This window comes from Bradyrhizobium frederickii, from assembly GCF_004570865.1.
Taxonomy (GTDB): Bacteria; Pseudomonadota; Alphaproteobacteria; order Rhizobiales; family Xanthobacteraceae; genus Bradyrhizobium; species Bradyrhizobium frederickii.
In genome coordinates, this window is the sequence record NZ_SPQS01000018.1 from 147,301 (window position 1) to 163,381 (window position 16,081).

At 60.9% G+C, this 16,081-nt stretch carries 17 protein-coding genes and 1 pseudogene; 9 read left to right on the forward strand and 9 right to left on the reverse strand.

Translation table 11 applies throughout. From position 1 onward, the window contains the following. Positions 1-542 precede the first annotated feature (542 nt). From E4K64_RS27865 to E4K64_RS27910, 8 genes are all read right to left on the reverse strand, one after another. A complete protein-coding gene (locus tag E4K64_RS27865) occupies positions 543-839 on the reverse strand; it encodes a hypothetical protein (protein WP_135166343.1) in 297 nt (98 codons plus the stop codon). 4 nt (positions 840-843) lie between these two features. Further along, positions 844-1,032, reverse strand: coding sequence for a tyrosine-type recombinase/integrase (locus tag E4K64_RS27870; RefSeq protein ID WP_135166370.1), 189 nt, complete (start codon positions 1,030-1,032; stop codon positions 844-846). A gap of 78 nt (positions 1,033-1,110) precedes the next feature. After that, positions 1,111-1,323: a GcrA family cell cycle regulator gene (locus E4K64_RS27875; protein ID WP_135166344.1), complete on the reverse strand. Its 213-nt coding sequence runs from the start codon at positions 1,321-1,323 to the stop codon at positions 1,111-1,113. 47 nt (positions 1,324-1,370) lie between these two features. Next, on the reverse strand, positions 1,371-1,619 hold the full coding sequence (locus E4K64_RS27880) for a PilZ domain-containing protein (protein WP_135166345.1): 249 nt from the start codon (positions 1,617-1,619) through the stop codon (positions 1,371-1,373). Between the two features lie 765 nt (positions 1,620-2,384). Continuing rightward, positions 2,385-2,930, reverse strand: a complete 546-nt coding sequence (locus tag E4K64_RS27890; RefSeq protein WP_135166347.1) for a hypothetical protein — start codon at positions 2,928-2,930, stop codon at positions 2,385-2,387. A gap of 1,319 nt (positions 2,931-4,249) precedes the next feature. Beyond that, a complete protein-coding gene (locus tag E4K64_RS27895; protein ID WP_135166348.1) occupies positions 4,250-4,564 on the reverse strand; it encodes a PilZ domain-containing protein in 315 nt (104 codons plus the stop codon). 702 nt (positions 4,565-5,266) lie between these two features. Next, positions 5,267-5,461 carry a hypothetical protein gene (locus E4K64_RS41255; protein WP_135166349.1) on the reverse strand — a complete coding sequence of 65 codons (195 nt, stop codon included), beginning with the start codon at positions 5,459-5,461 and terminating at the stop codon, positions 5,267-5,269. Positions 5,462-6,138: 677 nt separating this feature from the next. Beyond that, positions 6,139-6,891: a Crp/Fnr family transcriptional regulator gene (locus E4K64_RS27910; RefSeq protein WP_135166350.1), complete on the reverse strand. Its 753-nt coding sequence runs from the start codon at positions 6,889-6,891 to the stop codon at positions 6,139-6,141. Positions 6,892-7,581: 690 nt separating this feature from the next. Between E4K64_RS27910 and E4K64_RS27915 the strand changes: the two genes are divergently transcribed. Genes E4K64_RS27915 through terL form a run of 3 tightly spaced genes read left to right on the forward strand, consistent with a single transcriptional unit; the run spans position 7,582 to position 10,767 of the window. Next, complete coding sequence (locus E4K64_RS27915; protein ID WP_135166351.1) at positions 7,582-8,922, forward strand: site-specific DNA-methyltransferase; 1,341 nt, start codon at positions 7,582-7,584, stop codon at positions 8,920-8,922. Then, complete coding sequence (locus E4K64_RS27920; protein ID WP_135166352.1) at positions 8,915-9,328, forward strand: DUF5681 domain-containing protein; 414 nt, start codon at positions 8,915-8,917, stop codon at positions 9,326-9,328. The genes E4K64_RS27915 and E4K64_RS27920 overlap by 8 nt, the downstream gene beginning before the upstream one ends. Further along, on the forward strand, positions 9,325-10,767 hold the full coding sequence (gene terL, locus E4K64_RS27925) for a phage terminase large subunit (protein WP_135166353.1): 1,443 nt from the start codon (positions 9,325-9,327) through the stop codon (positions 10,765-10,767). Before E4K64_RS27920 ends, terL begins: the two co-directional genes overlap by 4 nt. Positions 10,768-10,914: 147 nt before the next feature. Here terL and E4K64_RS27930 read toward each other — a convergent pair whose 3' ends face one another. Next, entirely contained in the window at positions 10,915-11,307 is a 393-nt protein-coding gene (locus tag E4K64_RS27930) for a hypothetical protein (protein ID WP_135166354.1), read from the reverse strand. A 250-nt stretch (positions 11,308-11,557) separates the two neighbouring features. Between E4K64_RS27930 and E4K64_RS27935 the strand changes: the two genes are divergently transcribed. The 6 genes and pseudogenes from E4K64_RS27935 (at position 11,558) to E4K64_RS42060 (ending at position 16,028) form a co-directional block, all read left to right on the forward strand. After that, positions 11,558-12,409, forward strand: a complete 852-nt coding sequence (locus tag E4K64_RS27935) for a YqaJ viral recombinase family protein (RefSeq protein WP_430642532.1) — start codon at positions 11,558-11,560, stop codon at positions 12,407-12,409. Beyond that, positions 12,393-13,535, forward strand: a complete 1,143-nt coding sequence (locus E4K64_RS27940; protein ID WP_135166356.1) for an ERF family protein — start codon at positions 12,393-12,395, stop codon at positions 13,533-13,535. The genes E4K64_RS27935 and E4K64_RS27940 overlap by 17 nt, the downstream gene beginning before the upstream one ends. Further along, the gene (locus E4K64_RS27945) at positions 13,532-14,107 is read left to right on the forward strand and encodes a hypothetical protein (protein WP_135166357.1); all 576 of its coding nucleotides are present in this window, start codon (positions 13,532-13,534) and stop codon (positions 14,105-14,107) included. Before E4K64_RS27940 ends, E4K64_RS27945 begins: the two co-directional genes overlap by 4 nt. Positions 14,108-14,142: 35 nt before the next feature. Continuing rightward, positions 14,143-14,869, forward strand: a pseudogene (locus E4K64_RS27950) (YqaJ viral recombinase family protein). Continuing rightward, entirely contained in the window at positions 14,853-15,353 is a 501-nt protein-coding gene (locus E4K64_RS41765) for an ERF family protein (RefSeq protein WP_347338633.1), read from the forward strand. The pseudogene E4K64_RS27950 and the gene E4K64_RS41765 overlap by 17 nt, the downstream one beginning before the upstream one ends. Positions 15,354-15,641: 288 nt before the next feature. Next, positions 15,642-16,028, forward strand: coding sequence for a DUF968 domain-containing protein (locus E4K64_RS42060; protein WP_488225969.1), 387 nt, complete (start codon positions 15,642-15,644; stop codon positions 16,026-16,028). Positions 16,029-16,081 lie beyond the last annotated feature (53 nt).

Below are 16,081 nucleotides of genomic sequence, written 5' to 3' on the forward strand. Positions count from 1 at the left end.
TGCGCCACCTATTTGTAGAAAAAGCGCCTGGTATTGGGGAGCCTGTGCTGAGAACGAGCACGTCACGCTTGTCATTACGGTAAACATCAAACATTTTTCGTCCCCGCGATTCTATCAAAGCGAAATATGTTTCGTCATTGCGGTCGACCAGCTTACTAGCCTGCACGGCAGCGCGGGTTGCAAATATGCAACGCTTCGCGACGCATCTTCATCCCTTGCTGAGGCAGAGCGGGACCGGCGAGCAGTTCCGCGCCCCAGTCGCGTTGGCGCAGAAGCGAGGCTGGCTAAAGCTGCATGAGAGCGGCACGTATGCGCGGCTACCGGGCAACCAGAAGCATCGGGTCCGGTGAGGTACCGTGTGAATTCAGCAATTAAACTGTGATCTGGTTTGCGTTCATGACAGGCACAGCGGCCGAGCTATTGATATTTTAGGGGGAGTTGCGCTCCCGGCACGACTCGAGCCTGCAACCGGCGGAGTAGAAATGTTTTGGACGCTGAGCTAATCAATGGCTTAGCTCCTTGGTGTTACGCTGGCATTGCGCTCACATGCGAGTGAAAATCACGCGATCGGGCTCCAAGCGAAAATCGCAGCGGTGCTCGGCGTAAGCCGTGAATTCGGACAGAGCGAGTATGCCTGCGCTGTCCCATTCATCGAGCGCAACATCGCTGGTTGAGTAGAGTTGGGCCGCCTCGCTCTTGCTAATCCATCCGCTCGCGCCGACCGGTAAGCTTTTAAGAGCCGCAGATAGTGCACCTTCGGATCTGGCGTCGAGATGCAACGGCGAGGAGGAGGCGATGACCTTGTTTTGCCGAAACAGAGACTTAAACCAATCCACCATCAAATTAGCTCCCGAGCAATCGGGCCTGAAGTGCTTCGGCGGCGCATTGATCCGCGTCAGCGTCTGAAAGAATGTGCCCGTAGACGTCAAATGTAACCTTGATCGAGCTATGCCCCATCAGGCGCTGGATCTGCTTCGGGTTGTGGCCGTTTTCGATCCAGAGGGAAGCACAGGCATGGCGCAACGAGTGCATGCCGTACCATCCTGCCACAACCGTCTGCGGTGCACCAGCATCGTCCAGCACCGGCTTGGCGGCCTGGCTCGGGCTTGACTAACCAGCCCATTGCGGAAAAACACGCCCGCTGGTGCGGCTTACTCGGCCTTCCTGTTTACGGAAGCGCTGCAATCGACCGTAGACCGCCAAACGAGTGCGGCCTAACTGCCGGCCGATCTCGGTTGCAGTCATACCGGTTTCGATGAGCGCACGGAGCTGCGCCTCTTCCTCGGACGACCACGGACGAATTTCCAGTCTATTGTTGGACATCGCCTATCATCCCAGCGACAGCACAGATCATCCATGCTCACGCAGGATTACCCGAGTTCCTCGAACGCAACGCCGATAAGATTGCCACTGGACCAGATCAATCGGCAACTTCGAATGCTGCGATCTTTTTCAAGCATCAGTTTGAATGTGGAGTTCACGTATCGCTTCGACGGAAGCTCGATTGCTGCGCCTTGATCCGACATGTTGACCACGCGGCAACGCAAACTGGCGCCGTCGCCGAACACGTAGGCGACCTCGTCCACCTCGATGCGCTCAAGCTTTCGACGCTCGATCATTCTATGCTGCCCGCAACGAACTCATTCGTCCAATGTGCACCGCGTCTGTAGCAGCCGGAGTTGTCGCGCGATCTGCCTTGCCAAGTTCGATCGCTCCTTGGCGAGACTGCTTCTTTCCCCAACCATGTCGTGTCCGTCTCGTTCAAGCACCTCAATTAAGATGGCTTGGTTTTCAATGTAGAGTTGCTTGGCTGCAATTTCTCGGGGGATAGCTGTCAACTCATCGTCGCAATGTGAGGTCATGGGCAATCCCAAGGCAGGCCTGTCGGCGACTAAAACTAGATCCTACATCGCCGGTCCTGCGAAAACGTTACCCGAGCCGTTCGGCTCGGTGCCTGCAAGCGGGGCCAGATCGGCTCCGTATGAGGCACATCCTGTTACCTCAGCACCACCTTCCGACTTCGACCGCGCCCCGTGCTGGTTGGACCGAAGGTCACCGCACTCCGAACAGTCCTTCATCGCAGATTTCGTTCGGGCTCATGGATCGGCATCGTCTTCGTCCGCACACAAACAACCAGCGCCACACCGCGTGTTAGAAATGGACGATCCTGCACAAATAAGGCTGACCCGGAGTTGAATAGCCCGGTGGGCGAGCCATTGTTAGGCTCAGCGTTATGCGAATCCTTTAATAGAGGGCCATTGATGCCACGGCGCGTAGATTCCCAGTGGGGGCAGATCGGCATGGTGCGGCTTAAATCCGCGCAGATTTTTTCGCTCACTGACGCGCAATTTTATGAGCTCATCCAAGCCGCGCCGCCTGCCATCCTAGCCGGCCGAGAAAGCGATTGTCGTGCCCGGCTCAACGCCATCGGCGAAGCGCTGCGCAGAGACAACCTGCAACAAAAAGAGCCCCCGCGCTGGGTGGAGGTGCACAAGGCGCTGGCTGAGGTGCGGTGCTTGTGCCGCCGAGCAATCATCATTGGCACCTGAGGGGCCGCTGAACGTATTTTGCGCGCTGCCCGTGTCCTTGTATTCCTTTGTAGCCAGGGCCAGGCATGAGGCCAAAGCCAGCGGCGTGCCGACCGCGCACCTCGCGACTTTTGCGGAGGCGGCTGATCGTCTGGCAGCCGTTTTGAAGTGGCTGAACTTCGTCTCGCTAGACTTATTGTCCAACGCGTTACGGCAAACCAACGATGACGCGTGCGCAATCTGGCCGACGCGGTGCGGATCGCGCAGCGACTTGATGATGCTGCCAATTCGGCCCTGGAGAGGCGCAACAAGCGCGGTGGCCCGCGCCCGAAACCTATGATGATACAGGCCGTACTGTGGCTCGCCCAGCTCTGGGAATGTTATGGTGGTGAATTCACTCATACCCCCTACTCCACTATGACGGCGCGCCGCAAACGCCTGCAGGTCACTTCGTGGTCAAGTTCTTGCGTATGTGTGATCCCTCCTCTTCGCAACGACGGTCAGCCAATTCATGGCGGACGCCGTCGCATTCCGGAATCGTCGCCGGCAACAATCGGCGGGACTGCCTCGAACAACAATGGATATTGAAGTCAATGCGCAGGCGAAAACTGGAAAAGAATATCTGACTGGAGGTAGGACTGTACAATCAAAAGACGGCAGCATGAACGGGGCCCGCCGATACCATGGGGCTGTCGATGCGCGTCCCTCTCGCTTTGTGTTTCGGATTTGCTTTCGTTCGCAGGTCCGGTCGACAAGCTGCGGGTCCGATGCGCAGCTCAAGGACGGGGCACGTACGCCGGCACGGCTCGTCACTTCCGAATTTGTGGTTGGGCCGGTATGCGCTCCAGAACCGGCCGAGGCTTACCCAAGCCTGTAGTCCCGGAGGCAATCTCGCCACCGGCTGTGGTGCTGCCAACGCGCTCAAACGTGGTGGCGAATGCCGCGAGGGCTGCGACAGCTACCGCGATCGCGAACAAGAGGAACACGGTGCGGCTGGAATTCGGCTCAGTACTCATGAGCAACTCCACTCAGACGGCCTGGCAGCCGAGAGCCCGCGCAACGAAGCTCGGCAAACGGCCGTACAGCTTTGGCTTTGAGAGCTCGCCGAGTGCTCTCCAAATATCGGTACTGAGCCTGCAAACCACGGGATGTGTGCCGGTTCCAAAATATCTGTCGGCCAAACCGGTGCGTTGCTCCAGATTTGTCTCCTTGCGCTCGCCGGTCGACCACTCGGGTGCTTCCCAGACACTGCGGACAATGTAACGGGCGGCAAGAGCCGTCGCAGCGCCGCTACTTCCTCACCAGGACTCCCACCGCGCGCGCCATGCGCCTCACCGACCCGGCGTGACGGCCTAGTTCCGCGGCGATTTTGGCTGCGCCAACTCCCCGCCGAGAGAGCCTCACCAGCCGTCGAAGCTCCTGGTCTGCCCATTGCTTCGGTCTTGATGCCTTCATGTGGGCCCGTGATCTACACAAATCGAAGAGGGTTCTCCGCGGTAACGGTTATCCCGACAGAGGGGCTATGTAACTTTGGTCCAGGACGGTCGGTCTGGCGGCACCATCGAAAAGCACCGTTATGCCGGGTGTACGAATGCTGATTTCGACCACCGTCCCGGTCTTGTTGGCCAACTCTGGGAGCCGCATGATCCCAAGCTCGCTCATCTTGAACCGCGCGCCGACAGCAAGCTTGCCGGTCGTCTGAGCGGTCGTCCGATCCCGTCTCATTGCGGACCGAGTCGACGTTTTTCTGTGTTAGCCTTACCCTTTGGCTTTGCGGTGACGTACTGAACGCCGACGTGAGATCCATCCACCCAAATCAGCTCGCAACGCCGAAATGCCAGACCCGTGGAGGACAGAACCAAGAAGAATTCCTGTGCTTTCAGGGGGTCCGTTGAGCCCTCAACCTCAAGCTTAGCACCGCTTGCGGAGGCGTCGACGAGAATGCAGCTTCGTCGCCAGGTGCCATCGACACCCATGATGCTGACCATATGCTTATGTTCAAACCGGACACGGTAGGCTTTTCGATTGTCTTCCATCGTCCGCAATCCCCTATTTCAAAGCAGTTTCTCCAAATAAATGCGCCGCCTCCGTGCGCGTCTGTGCAATGAGTGAATCGATCCTCGCCGAGTGAGCCAGTAGCGCCGCCCTGGCTGCTCCATTCAATCTCGTCTGCCTCACGATCAACCGGATGCAGCCATTCGCGAGCTCAAGAAAGAAGATAGCCTGCCGGATATCGTCTGTTGTTTGAATGTCGAGCGCTTGAACTTGAGACAGCAGAACGGAAACGTGCGCCAGAACGTCAGACAGTTCTTGCTTCGAAGATCTTGTCTGAGACTTCGGCTTGTGAGGCTGTCGGAATCTGAGCACTGACGACATCGTCGCAAATCTCTAGTGCGAGTCGGCCATTGTGACCTGCTGCGCTGAAAGTGATCGAAGAAAAGAAAAGAAACGAATAGAACTATAGCCATGCGCGAGAGCATCCGGACAGGCCAACTCGGACAAGCCTGGCCATCACGACCACGCGCTCATTTTCCGTCGAATGCCCCAGGACTTTACGCCAAAGCTATTGACAAACAGTTATCAGGTTGCGAGCAGCCGTTATTGACGTATGCAAGTTGCGTCGGGACGCCATCGAAATTCGGCAACGTTGGCTCAGGAGAGACCTAGAAAGCAAAAGTAGAGCGCTGTTTGCCAATCATGCCGCCAAGATTCCACCTGCCCGATGCTTGCAAACTAGATCACTCCCTTTTTGCGACGCGCAAGCTGCGGACGTAATATCCTTGTCGCTGAACGGTCGACCTAATCTCTTCGCTGACTTTGAGAATTCGCTTTCTGCTCTTGCGCCACCTATTTGTCGAAAAAGCGCCTGGTATTGGGGAGCCTGTGCTGAGAACGAGCACGTCACGCTTGTCATTACGGTAAACATCAAACATTTTTCGTCCCCGCGATTATATCAAAGCGAAATATGTTTTCGTCATTCCGGTCGACGAGTTTACTAGCCCGCACGGCAGCGCGGGTTGCAAATATGCAACGCTTCGCGACGCATCTTCATCAAGCTGATCGAGGTGCCCTTCCTGAAGCAAGAGCGGGACCGGCGAGCAGTCCGCACCACAGTCGCGCTGGCACAGGAGCGAGGTTGGCTAGAGCTGCATGAGAGCGGCACGTATGCGCGCTTACCGGGGCAAACAGAAGCATTTGGTAGGTGAAGTTAGCGGGTGAATTCAGCGATTGAACCGTGATCTGGTTTGCGTTTACGTCCGGTCCCGAAAACGTACTGTCTGGGACTGGCAATGATTGGCAACGCGGGGGCTGCAGGCCCAGACAATTTCAACGGCGACGCTCGTCGCGGCGCCCTCGTCAGCCGGACAACTTGGACAGGACCAGCGCAAGCTAAAGCCACGAGGGCACCCGGACCAGCAGGACAGCAAGGGCTGCGCAATCGGTCAAACTGCGGCTCCGCTCTCGCATCGGCGATGATCCAGTCGAGAATCGGACGGTTACGGTTGCTCGCGCGAAGGCAGCACCGGGCTAAAGCCGATGGATGACTTCCGCAACAACCCCACGCTCGACGAGCCGCCACACGCTACTGTCCTGTGACAAAACGTTCGCTTCATCCGAACGGGGAATATTGCCGATGCCAAACATTCGGGGAGCCCAGCTCCTCCTCATCCATTCGTTTGATCCTCTGGCGCATCACGCCGTAACACTCGCAAGCGACGTTTTCGATTTGCGCTCGGTGGACCTCCAACGCGCCGCGCCGCTCCGCTATGATGTAGCCGATGCCCCGAAGTTTGCGCATCGTCAGCGACACGGTCGTTCGCCGCACCCCAAGAAGTTGGGCCAGCGCCTCCTGCGTCAATCTAATCTCGCTGCTGGCAACACGGTCATGTATCTCGAGCAACCATCGGGCCATACGGCATTCCACCGGGTGCACCGCGTTGCAGGCAGCCACATTCTGAAGCTGCAACAATTGAGTACGGAGATGGAGGCGCAGAACACGCTTGATGGCGCCGCTTTGCTCAAAAGCTTGTTGCAACCGTGGGACAGGAATCTGGAACGCAGCCCCGGCCATATAGGCCGTTGCTGTGACTGGCGAGTGCGACGGACCTAGAATGGAGAGAGCCCCGACCGCTCCTTCCGAGCCCATGAGAGTGGAAGCGACAATGTGTCCGTCCGCCATCTCGACCAGGAACGCCACGACCCCGCTAAGGGGGAAATAGACGTGTTTGAGCTCATCTCCGGTTCGCACCAATACAGCGTCTGACTCGAACGCTATCTTCTGAACGTGAGGCTCAAGCAAGTTGAGATCCGCTGGCGGCAAAGCCGCCAAAAGCCGATTCCCGAGGCCGATCTGGAGCGCCATTGCGAATCCCTTCGAGCACGCCGAAGCACCCGAAGCCTCAAACCAGCGATCGGAGGGCCTGTTCCAAATTTTCCCGATATACCCACGCGCGATATAGTCCGGCCACGGCTTCACACCTGCGGTCCCCGATCGGCGCCTTTGTGATTTCGTAGTGTCCGAACAGGCCAAGTCGGGAGAGGCGGATTAGCGCACCTCTAGGTCTGTCTAGGGTCAAGCGGCGGGCCCAACAGTCATCCTCGATCGCAGCGTCACTGGCCGTGGCGCCGCCTTATTGGCTGGAGTGGCCACGCACGGGGGCAGACAAGAACACGGGACTGCTAATCAGCTAATCACGATGATCTGGTCTGACGTTGCGAGGGGATGGGATCGGGCGAATGTTGCGGCCGGCGGGCTGCGCTGAACAGTTCCCATCCCTGGCACGCGAGTGAGCGTGTCGTTGCCGATAATCCGCAAACCGCATTCGAACATTCGGCCAGCCGCAATAGCTGCCCTTCATCAATCGACTTGCTACTAAGCAATACCCGACTCCCCGGTCCCTCTTGCAGCCACACACCACAATGCCTTCTAGTAGGGAAGCTTATCAATTCGTTTACGCAGCGCGAGGCGATTCAGGTTCTGTAAACATCGCCGATTTGCACGACTCACAAACTCCCGACAAACTCGCCCAAGATTTCCGAGAGGGAGGCTGGTTTGCAGACTCGCGACATCCGAAGCAATGGCTGTCCACTTCGCCATGACCTAACGCCACGGCTCGTACCGATTGGCGAGCTCAAGCAGCTCGGACATGAAACGCGGCGCCATCCCAAGGCGCAAATCAAAAAGCTGGCCGCAAGCCTGCAGGAATTCGGCGTCGTGCTTCCGGTCATCGCCGATCGTGACCGCCGCATAGTGGCCGGGGCAGCCCTCGTCCAGGCGGCCCAACAACTCGGCCTTGGCGAGGTCCCCGTCGTGCATCTGCACGATCTTACCGAGACGCAGCTGCGCAGTCTCAGATTGGCCCTCAACCGCCTCACCGAGGACGCCGGCTGGGATGAGCAAGCGTTGCGGCTGGAGCTGTCGGAGCTGAGCGAACTCGATCCAGGGCTCGACTTGCAGATCACCGGTTTTGCCATGGGCCAAATCGACTCTCTGCTGGCAGCTCCGGAGACAGATGAGGATGAAGTGCCGCCGCTGGAGCGGCGGCCACCGGTCACCCAGTCGGGCGATCTCTGGAATTTAGGCGAGCACCGGATCGTCTGTGCCGATGCAACTGATGCCGAGACCTATCAGCGCCTTCTGCAAAGCGAGCTGGCGCACATGGTCTTTGCCGATCCGCCCTACAACGTTCCGATCGATGGCCACGTCTCCGGCCGCGGCAAGGTCACGCATTCCGAGTTCGCGATGGCGTCGGGCGAGCTGACGGCGGCCGAATTCGAGGCGTTCCTGGCCACGGCGCTGGCGCAGCTTGCCGCCTTCAGCAAGCCGGGGGCGCTGCATTTTCTGTGCATGGATTGGCGCGGTATGGGATCCTTGCTCGCTGCCGCCGAGCCGATCTATTGCGAGCTGATCAATCTGTGCATTTGGAATAAAGCAAACGCCGGAATGGGATCGCTGTACCGGTCAAAGCATGAGCTGGTGTTTGTCTTCAAGAACGGAAAGGCGCCCCACATCAACAATGTTCAACTTGGCAAGCATGGCAGAAACCGTGCGAACGTCTGGGACTACGCCAGCCAGAACACCTGGGCCAATTCCGCCAAGAGCAAGCTGTCGCTGCATCCGACGGTGAAACCGGTCGCGCTGATCGCCGATGCGATCTGCGACTGCTCCAATGAGCACGACATCATTCTCGACCCGTTCGGTGGCGCCGGAACCACCATCATCGCCGCGGAGCGGACCCGACGGCGGGCGCGGCTGAGCGAGATCGATCCCCGCTACGTGGATATCACCATTCGCCGTTGGCAGCATGTGACCGGCAGGACCGCAGTCCACGCCGCAACCGGCGCAACGTTCGAGCAACGTGATCGCGCAACATCGGAGAATGAGCATGACTAGCAAAGACGACAAAGTTGGCTATGGCAGGCCCCCGGTTCATACCCGGTTCAAGCCGGGCCAATCCGGCAACCCCAAGGGGCGTCCGCGAGGCAGCCTGAACTTTGTGACCGACCTCGAACGCACGCTGCAGGCGCCGGTCAGAGTGATAGACAGCGGCAAATCACGCACGGTCAGTTCGCAGCATGGCCTGTTGCTCCGACTCAAGGAAAGAGCGTTCAAGGGCGAACCGCGTGCGCTCGATAAGTACGTGTCGCTTGCAGCCACCTTCTTCGCTAAGACCGAAGAGCCCGCATCCAAACCGCTATCCGCCGACGACCTGGCGATCCTCGAACGTTATCGGCAGGAAGTTCTCACCGAAGCCAAGGCTTCGCCGCAGGGCAAAACGGAGGACCAAGACAATCCATGATCAGTGTGATTGCGGCCCTGCTCCGTCGAGACCTGCGCTACTTCATCCATAAGGCGTTTTGCACCGTATTCCCAGGTTCGGACTATCTTCCGAACTGGCACATTGATGCGATTGTTTTCCAGCTGCTGCAGCTCGAATCCGGTGAGTGCCGCCGCCTGTTGATCAACCAGCCACCGCGCTCGCTGAAATCCCTGTCTGTGTCGGTCGCCTATGTGGCCTGGCTGCTCGGTCGCGATCCCGGCCGGCGCATCATCGTGGTTAGCTATTCCAACGAGCTAGCGGCTGAGCTGCACCGGCAATTTCGTATGGTGGTCGAGCCCGCCTGGTACCGCGACCTGTTCCCGGCCATGCGCATCGCGAGGGATACCGGCAGCGACTTGGTGACCAGCGCCGGAGGAGGACGCTACGCCACCTCGGTCGGCGGGACCCTGACGGGCCGGGGCGCCGACCTCATCATCGTCGACGATCCGCTCAAGGCCGAGGAGGCACTGTCGGAGCTCGCGCGCAAGCGCGTCATCGATTGGTACGGCGGCACGCTGGTGTCCCGGCTCAATGACAAAGACAAAGGCGGCATCGTCGTCGTGATGCAGCGCCTGCACCAGGAAGACCTGGCCGGATACCTGCTGCAGGCCGGCGGCTGGCGTCATCTCAACCTCCCGGCGATAGCACCCGAAGATGCTCAAATTCCGATCGGTCGCGGCAAGCATCACACCCGCCGCGCCGGCGAGGTGCTGCACGCGGCGCGGGAAGACAAACCGGTTCTGGAGCAGATCAAAGCCGAAACGGGCAGCCTGCACTTCTCGGCGCAATACCAGCAACAGCCGATTCCGATGGAAGGCAATCTGATCAAGCGGGAGTGGTTTCGCAGCTATCAGCAGCTGCCACCTGCTGCAGCGGCGGGCTACGTCGTGCAAAGCTGGGACGTCGCCATGATGACCGGAAGCGGCAACGATTATTCCGTCTGCACCACCTGGCGCATAGTCAAGAAGGATTATTATCTCCTCGACGTTTACCGCGGCCGTCTGCAATATCCTGACCTCCGGCGGATGATGATCGGGCTGGCAAAGCGCCACAATCCGACGACCATCCTGATCGAAAATGCAGGTCCGGGCATGGCGATGTTGCAGGAGCTGCAGCGCGACCTGCCCGACGGAATGCCGCGCCCCTTGGGCATCAAACCGGAAGGCAGCAAGGCGGACCGGATGGCGGCACAGTCGTTCAAGATCGAAGCCGGCCAGGTACACCTGCCGGCCGACGCCTCCTGGCTGGATGACTATCTGTTGGAATTGCTCGCCTTCCCGCAAGGTCGGCACGACGACCAAGTCGATAGCACCTCACAATTTCTGAAATGGGCGAGCACGCACCACATGTTCGACGACTGCGTTATTGGAGTGGTCTCGGTGAAGGTGGAGCGTGGCTACGATGGCTCATACATGTAGAGCAGGCGCTCGGCGCCTAGACTGACTGTTCGGTGCCGCGCCGTCAGGCCCAAGCCGCGCGGTTCGGCCCCTTTGAACCGACAATCAATGCGTGGCCGGTCCCGGCGGGATGTCGAGATTTTCTCCAGAACGAAGCCAATCGCAAGCCTACACTGGCGCCGACCTGAGTAATCGAAGCGCGCGCTTCTGCGCGGCCAGCGCGCTGCGCTCGTAGCGCTCAAGCCCCTGGAGCCGCCGCGCAACGTTGCCGATAGGGTCCTCGCAGAGCGCGACCAACAGTGCGTGGCGGACCAGTCGCACCTGCCATAAGTCGCGCTTGGCATGCGCAACGGCGGCTGCCATTTCCGATCCAATCTCACGGCCAAGGCCCGAGCGAATTGCGATCGTCGTTGCGATTTCGGGATCATCGGGCTTGCACCTCCGGGCGAGTCCATGGCGCAAGGCGTTGCAACTGGACTTTGCTTTTCCGCCCGCCGTTTTGGGGCCGGTGCTGCGCTTTGCATTGCTGCGATTGGCTTTGATTTGTCGAATTGACGCCATCTCCGAGCTCCTCGGGTGGGGGCGGGTTGCGCCCCCCGAAAGCTCGCTCCAAGGCTTTGAGTCATCAAGCATTTTCGCGCCAAACGAATCGCAAAATGGCGGCAGAAAAGACTGGCATTCCCGCGCAAATGGAGCGTTAATCACCGGACCGGCCTTGGGGCCTTTGGCCCCGGTCTCTCCCCTCGCAGCGGCGAGGGTTTTGGCGGTGCGGCGGCAAGCCGCGCCAACCAAGGAGAGACCGGTGACCACGATTGCAACCGACGGCGCCGCGGCGCCCCGCTCCATCGTCACGTTGAACCGCCATGACCGCCGCGCCTTCATCGGCGGCTCGGACGCGCGCATCATCATGGGCCATGACCAGGACGCGCTCCTGCGGCTGTGGCGGGAAAAGCGCGGCGAGATCGCGCCGCCAGATTTGTCCCGCAACCTGGTGGTGCAGCTCGGCCTCGCGACCGAAGCGCTCAACCGCGGCTGGTACCAGGCCGCCACCGGCCACGCGGTCACCGACATCCAGAAGCGGGTGCGGCATTCCGTCCATGGCTGGATGGCGGCCACGCTGGACGGCCTCGTCGCCCCGACCGGCGCGGTGTTCGAGGCCAAGTTCATGCTGCCCTGGGGCTTTACCGAAGAGGCCGCGGCGGACAAGCACATGGCGCAGCTGCAGCACAACATGTGGGTGGTCGCGGCGCGCGCGGCGGTGCTCTCGATCATCACCGGCGGCGGCAAATGGGTCGAAATCACCGTGCATGCCGACCCGCTCTACCAGCACCTGCTGCTGACCGCGGAGAAGAAGTTCTGGCGTTGCGTGCAGAGCGGCGAGCCGCCGCTGCTGTTCGGCATCGAGACCCCGCGGCCGCGGCTTGCCGCGGTCAAGGTCGTCGACATGAGCGCGTCCAATGTCTGGGCCGAGTGCGCGGCGATCTATCTGCGCAGCCGCGACGCCCATGCCGAGCACGAAGTGGCCAAGGCCGAGCTCAAGAAGCTGCTGCCCGAGGATGCCAAGGAAGCCTTCGGCCACGGCGTTCGCGCCAAGCGCTCCAAGGCCGGCGCCGTCAGCTTTGATCCGGTCGAGATGGAGGCCGTCCATGCACCAGGCCAGTGAGCAGATCGGCGCGATCGCGGCGGCGCTGGCCCGCGCGCAAGCCGAGCTGACCAACCCGGACAAGACCCTGACCGCTCAGATCCGCTCGCCGTTCCTGCGCGACGACGACCGCACCTTTCGCTACGCCTCGCTGGCGAGCGGCCTCGACATCGTGCGCAAGACCTTGAGCCAGCAGGAGATCGCCATCATCCAGACCACCCGGGTCGAAGAAACCACCGGCCACATCCACCTCACCACCCTGCTCGCCCATTCCTCCGGCCAGTGGATCTCCTCGGACTGGCCGGTCTGCGCCGCACGCGACATCGAGGCGCCGCATCGCATGGGGGCGGCCCTGACCTACGCCCGACGCTACGCCCTATTCGCGCTGGTCGGGATTGCCGGCGAGGATGATCTGGACGCCCCGGACACGGTCGCTGGTCCCCCGGCGCCGCCCAATCTCAAGGCCTCGCCTGGCAAGGGCGCTCTCAACCGTGCGCCGGTGCTGCGGCCGGGCGAGTCCGCCGCGCTCCGCGAGCAGCTGTTGCGCCAGCTCGACGCGCTGCCCGCCAGCGCCGATCTGCTCAGCTGGGCCATGGCGAGCCTGCCGCTCAAGAACAGCCTGCAGGAGCCGGATGCCCGGCGCGTCGAGGCCGCTTATCAAGCCAAGCTTGAGGACGCTGGCCGTGCTCAGGCCGAGCAACCCGCCGTCCTGGATGGCGCCCCAAGCCCAGCCGCGCCTGCTGCTGACGCCGAGGCCGCGCTGCAGCCCGCGCTCACCGAGGCCGGACTCGCTCATCCCAAGGAGCCGCCCCGCAAGCGCAGCAAGGCGCACCTGTTATTTGTCCGGGAGCAGCCCTGCCTGGTGTGTCGGCAAACGCCCTGTGATGCCCATCATCTGACATTCGCCCAGCCGCGGGCGCTCGGCCGCAAGGTCAGCGACGAGTTCACGGTGCCGCTGTGCCGCGTCCATCACGAGGAGCTGCATCGGCACGGCAACGAACGGGCGTGGTGGGCCAACCTGCAGATCACCCCACTGCCGCTCGCGCAGGAGCTGTGGGCGGCGAGCCCGGTCCATGGTCGGACCGACAGCGCGGTCGGCGCCGCAGCCGTCCTCGCCAACCTGGGCGCGGAGGCCGCGCCCCGATGAACAGCCCCTTCCAAACCGCACGCGAGCTGACCGCCACGGCGCTACCGGCCGAGTTTGCGGCCTTGGCGCCGCCGCCCCTGCTGCTGCCCGGCGAACATCTCGATCATTACCACGCGCTGCGGCAGGCGATCTTTGCGGACCTTGCGCCCCGGTCTGCCATCGAATGGCTGCTCGCGATCGATGTCGCCGAACTGTCCTGGGAGATCCAGCGCTACCGCATGTTGCGGCACAAATTGCTCGAGACCTATCGTCAAAAGGCGATCGAAGCGGCGCTCCGCCAGATTGACATGGTCGGGATCGATCCCGACTTCGAACACCAGGCCGAATACTACACGCAGCAGAATGCGCTGAGCTGGCGGATTGATCCGATCGCTGCGACCGAGATCGACGCCCGCCTTGCTGCCTATGGCTTCGATCAAGACGCCATCACCACCGAAGTCTACGTCCAGGCGCGCGAGGTCCTGGTCCTGTTCGAAGGCCTGCTCAACGCCGCGCAAACCAAACGCATGTTGCTGCTGCGCGAGATCAGGCATCAGCGCTTCGTCAGCGCACCGATGCGCCGGCCACACTGAAAGATCAGATCGATATTCCCGACCGTGCACTCTCGATTCCAGCTTACGCTTCCAGATGTGTTCGCTTGCCGGAGAATCTCTCAGACAACTTGATCGTTCAGCTTGGCACCGTGACTGAGGTCCTGAACCGCGCCTGGCACCAGCGGGCAAGCGGTCACACCGTCAAAGACATCCAGAAGCGGGTTCGCCACCCCGTGCACAAATGGATGGCCGCAACGCTGGACGGGACCGTCGAACAGACTGGTGCGGTGTTCGAAGCCAAGTTCATGCTACCCTGGGCTTTCACCGAGAAGGCCGCAGCCGAGAAGCACATGGCTCAGCTGCAGCACAATATGTGGGTCACCGCATCGCGCAGCGCCGTTCTCTCCATCATCACCGGCGGCGGCAAATGGGTCGAGATCAAGATTCACGCCGATCGGCTGTACCAGCTCCTCCTGCTCACGGCTGAAAAGAAGTTCTGGCGCTGCGTTCAGAGCGGCGAGCCGCCCGTTCTGTTCAACATCGAGACGCCCCGCCGAGGCTGGAGGCTATCAGAGTGGTCGACATGTCCAGCTCCAACCAATGGCAGAGCTGGCGGCGACCTACCTGCGGACGCGAGAAGCCCACGGCGAACACGAGACGGCGAAGGCGGATCTGAAAAAGCTGATGCCGGAGGACGCCAAGGAGGCAACGGGCTACGGCATCAAAGCCAAGCGGTCCAAGTCTGGCGCGATCAGCTTCGAAGTCCAGGCGACGGAGGGGCACCATGCATCAGTCCAATGAACGCATCGGGACTATCGCGGCCGCCCTTGCCCGAGCCCAGGCTGAACTGATGAACCCCGAGAAGACCCTGACCGCAGTCATCAGGTCGCCCTTCCCGAGGGAGGACGACCGGACCTTCCGCTACGCGTCCCTTGCCTCCGGCCTGGACATCGTCCGCAAGACGCTAAGCCGGCAGGAGATCGCTATGATCCAGACCACCCGGATCGAGCAGCCAACTGGCCAAATTTACCTCACCACCCTGCTCGCCCACGCTTCAGGGGAGTGGATCTCTTCGGACCTTCCGGTCTGCGCCTCAAAGGAGGTCGAGGCCCCGCACCGGATGGGCGCGGCGCTGACCTATGCCCGCCGCTATGCCCTATTTGCCCTCGTGGGAATTGCCGGAGAGGACGACTTGGAGCGCCTGATGTCGTCACGGGACCTCCAGCGGTCCGCGAGCCTCAGCTCCCGCCAGGGACGAAAAGAACGCCGCTTGCAGGGGTTTTGAACCGCCTCCCCGTGTTGCCGCCAGAGCGCTCCGCCGAGCTCCTACAGCGACTCCTCGCCGAGCTGGCTTCAGTGGAAGGTAGCGATGGGCTCCTCGCCTGGGCAAAGATCAACCTCACTCTCAAGAACACTCTCCTGGAGGGCGACGCTCGCGTGCTCGAAGCCGCCTACCAAAAGAGGATCGAGGAAGTAGCCGCTCTTGAGCTGGATTCAACGGATCAGCGGCCTATATCGGCGGTCGGTACATCACTACCTGAGGGACATGCTTCGGGCTTATCTGACGAGGTGCATGCGGCTGCCCACACCGCTTCTAGACAGCAAGTCGGCCTCGCCTTTCCAAAAGAGCCGCCGCGAAAACGAAGATCACCTCGCCTTCATCCGCGCTCAAGGTTGTCTCGTCTGTCAGAAGAGTCCCGCCGACGCGCATCACCTCAAGTTTGCTCAACCAAGAACCTTGGGGCGCAAGGTGAGCGACGAGTTCACAGTGCCGCTTTGCCGATCGCATCATCAATCCCTGCACCCGGCACGAAGACGAAAGAGCCTGGGTGGAGCACTCCGCAAATTTTCGCCCCTGCCGATCGAGGAGCTTTGGCATGCAGACCCCGTCCAACTCGCGGATCGCGCAAGCGCCACTGCACCAACATCACGCCCGCTATCGGAGGCACAACGTCGATGAATGGTTCTGGCAGACTATCTCTAGTTCAGTCGACGGGCGTCTTGCCGCCTGAG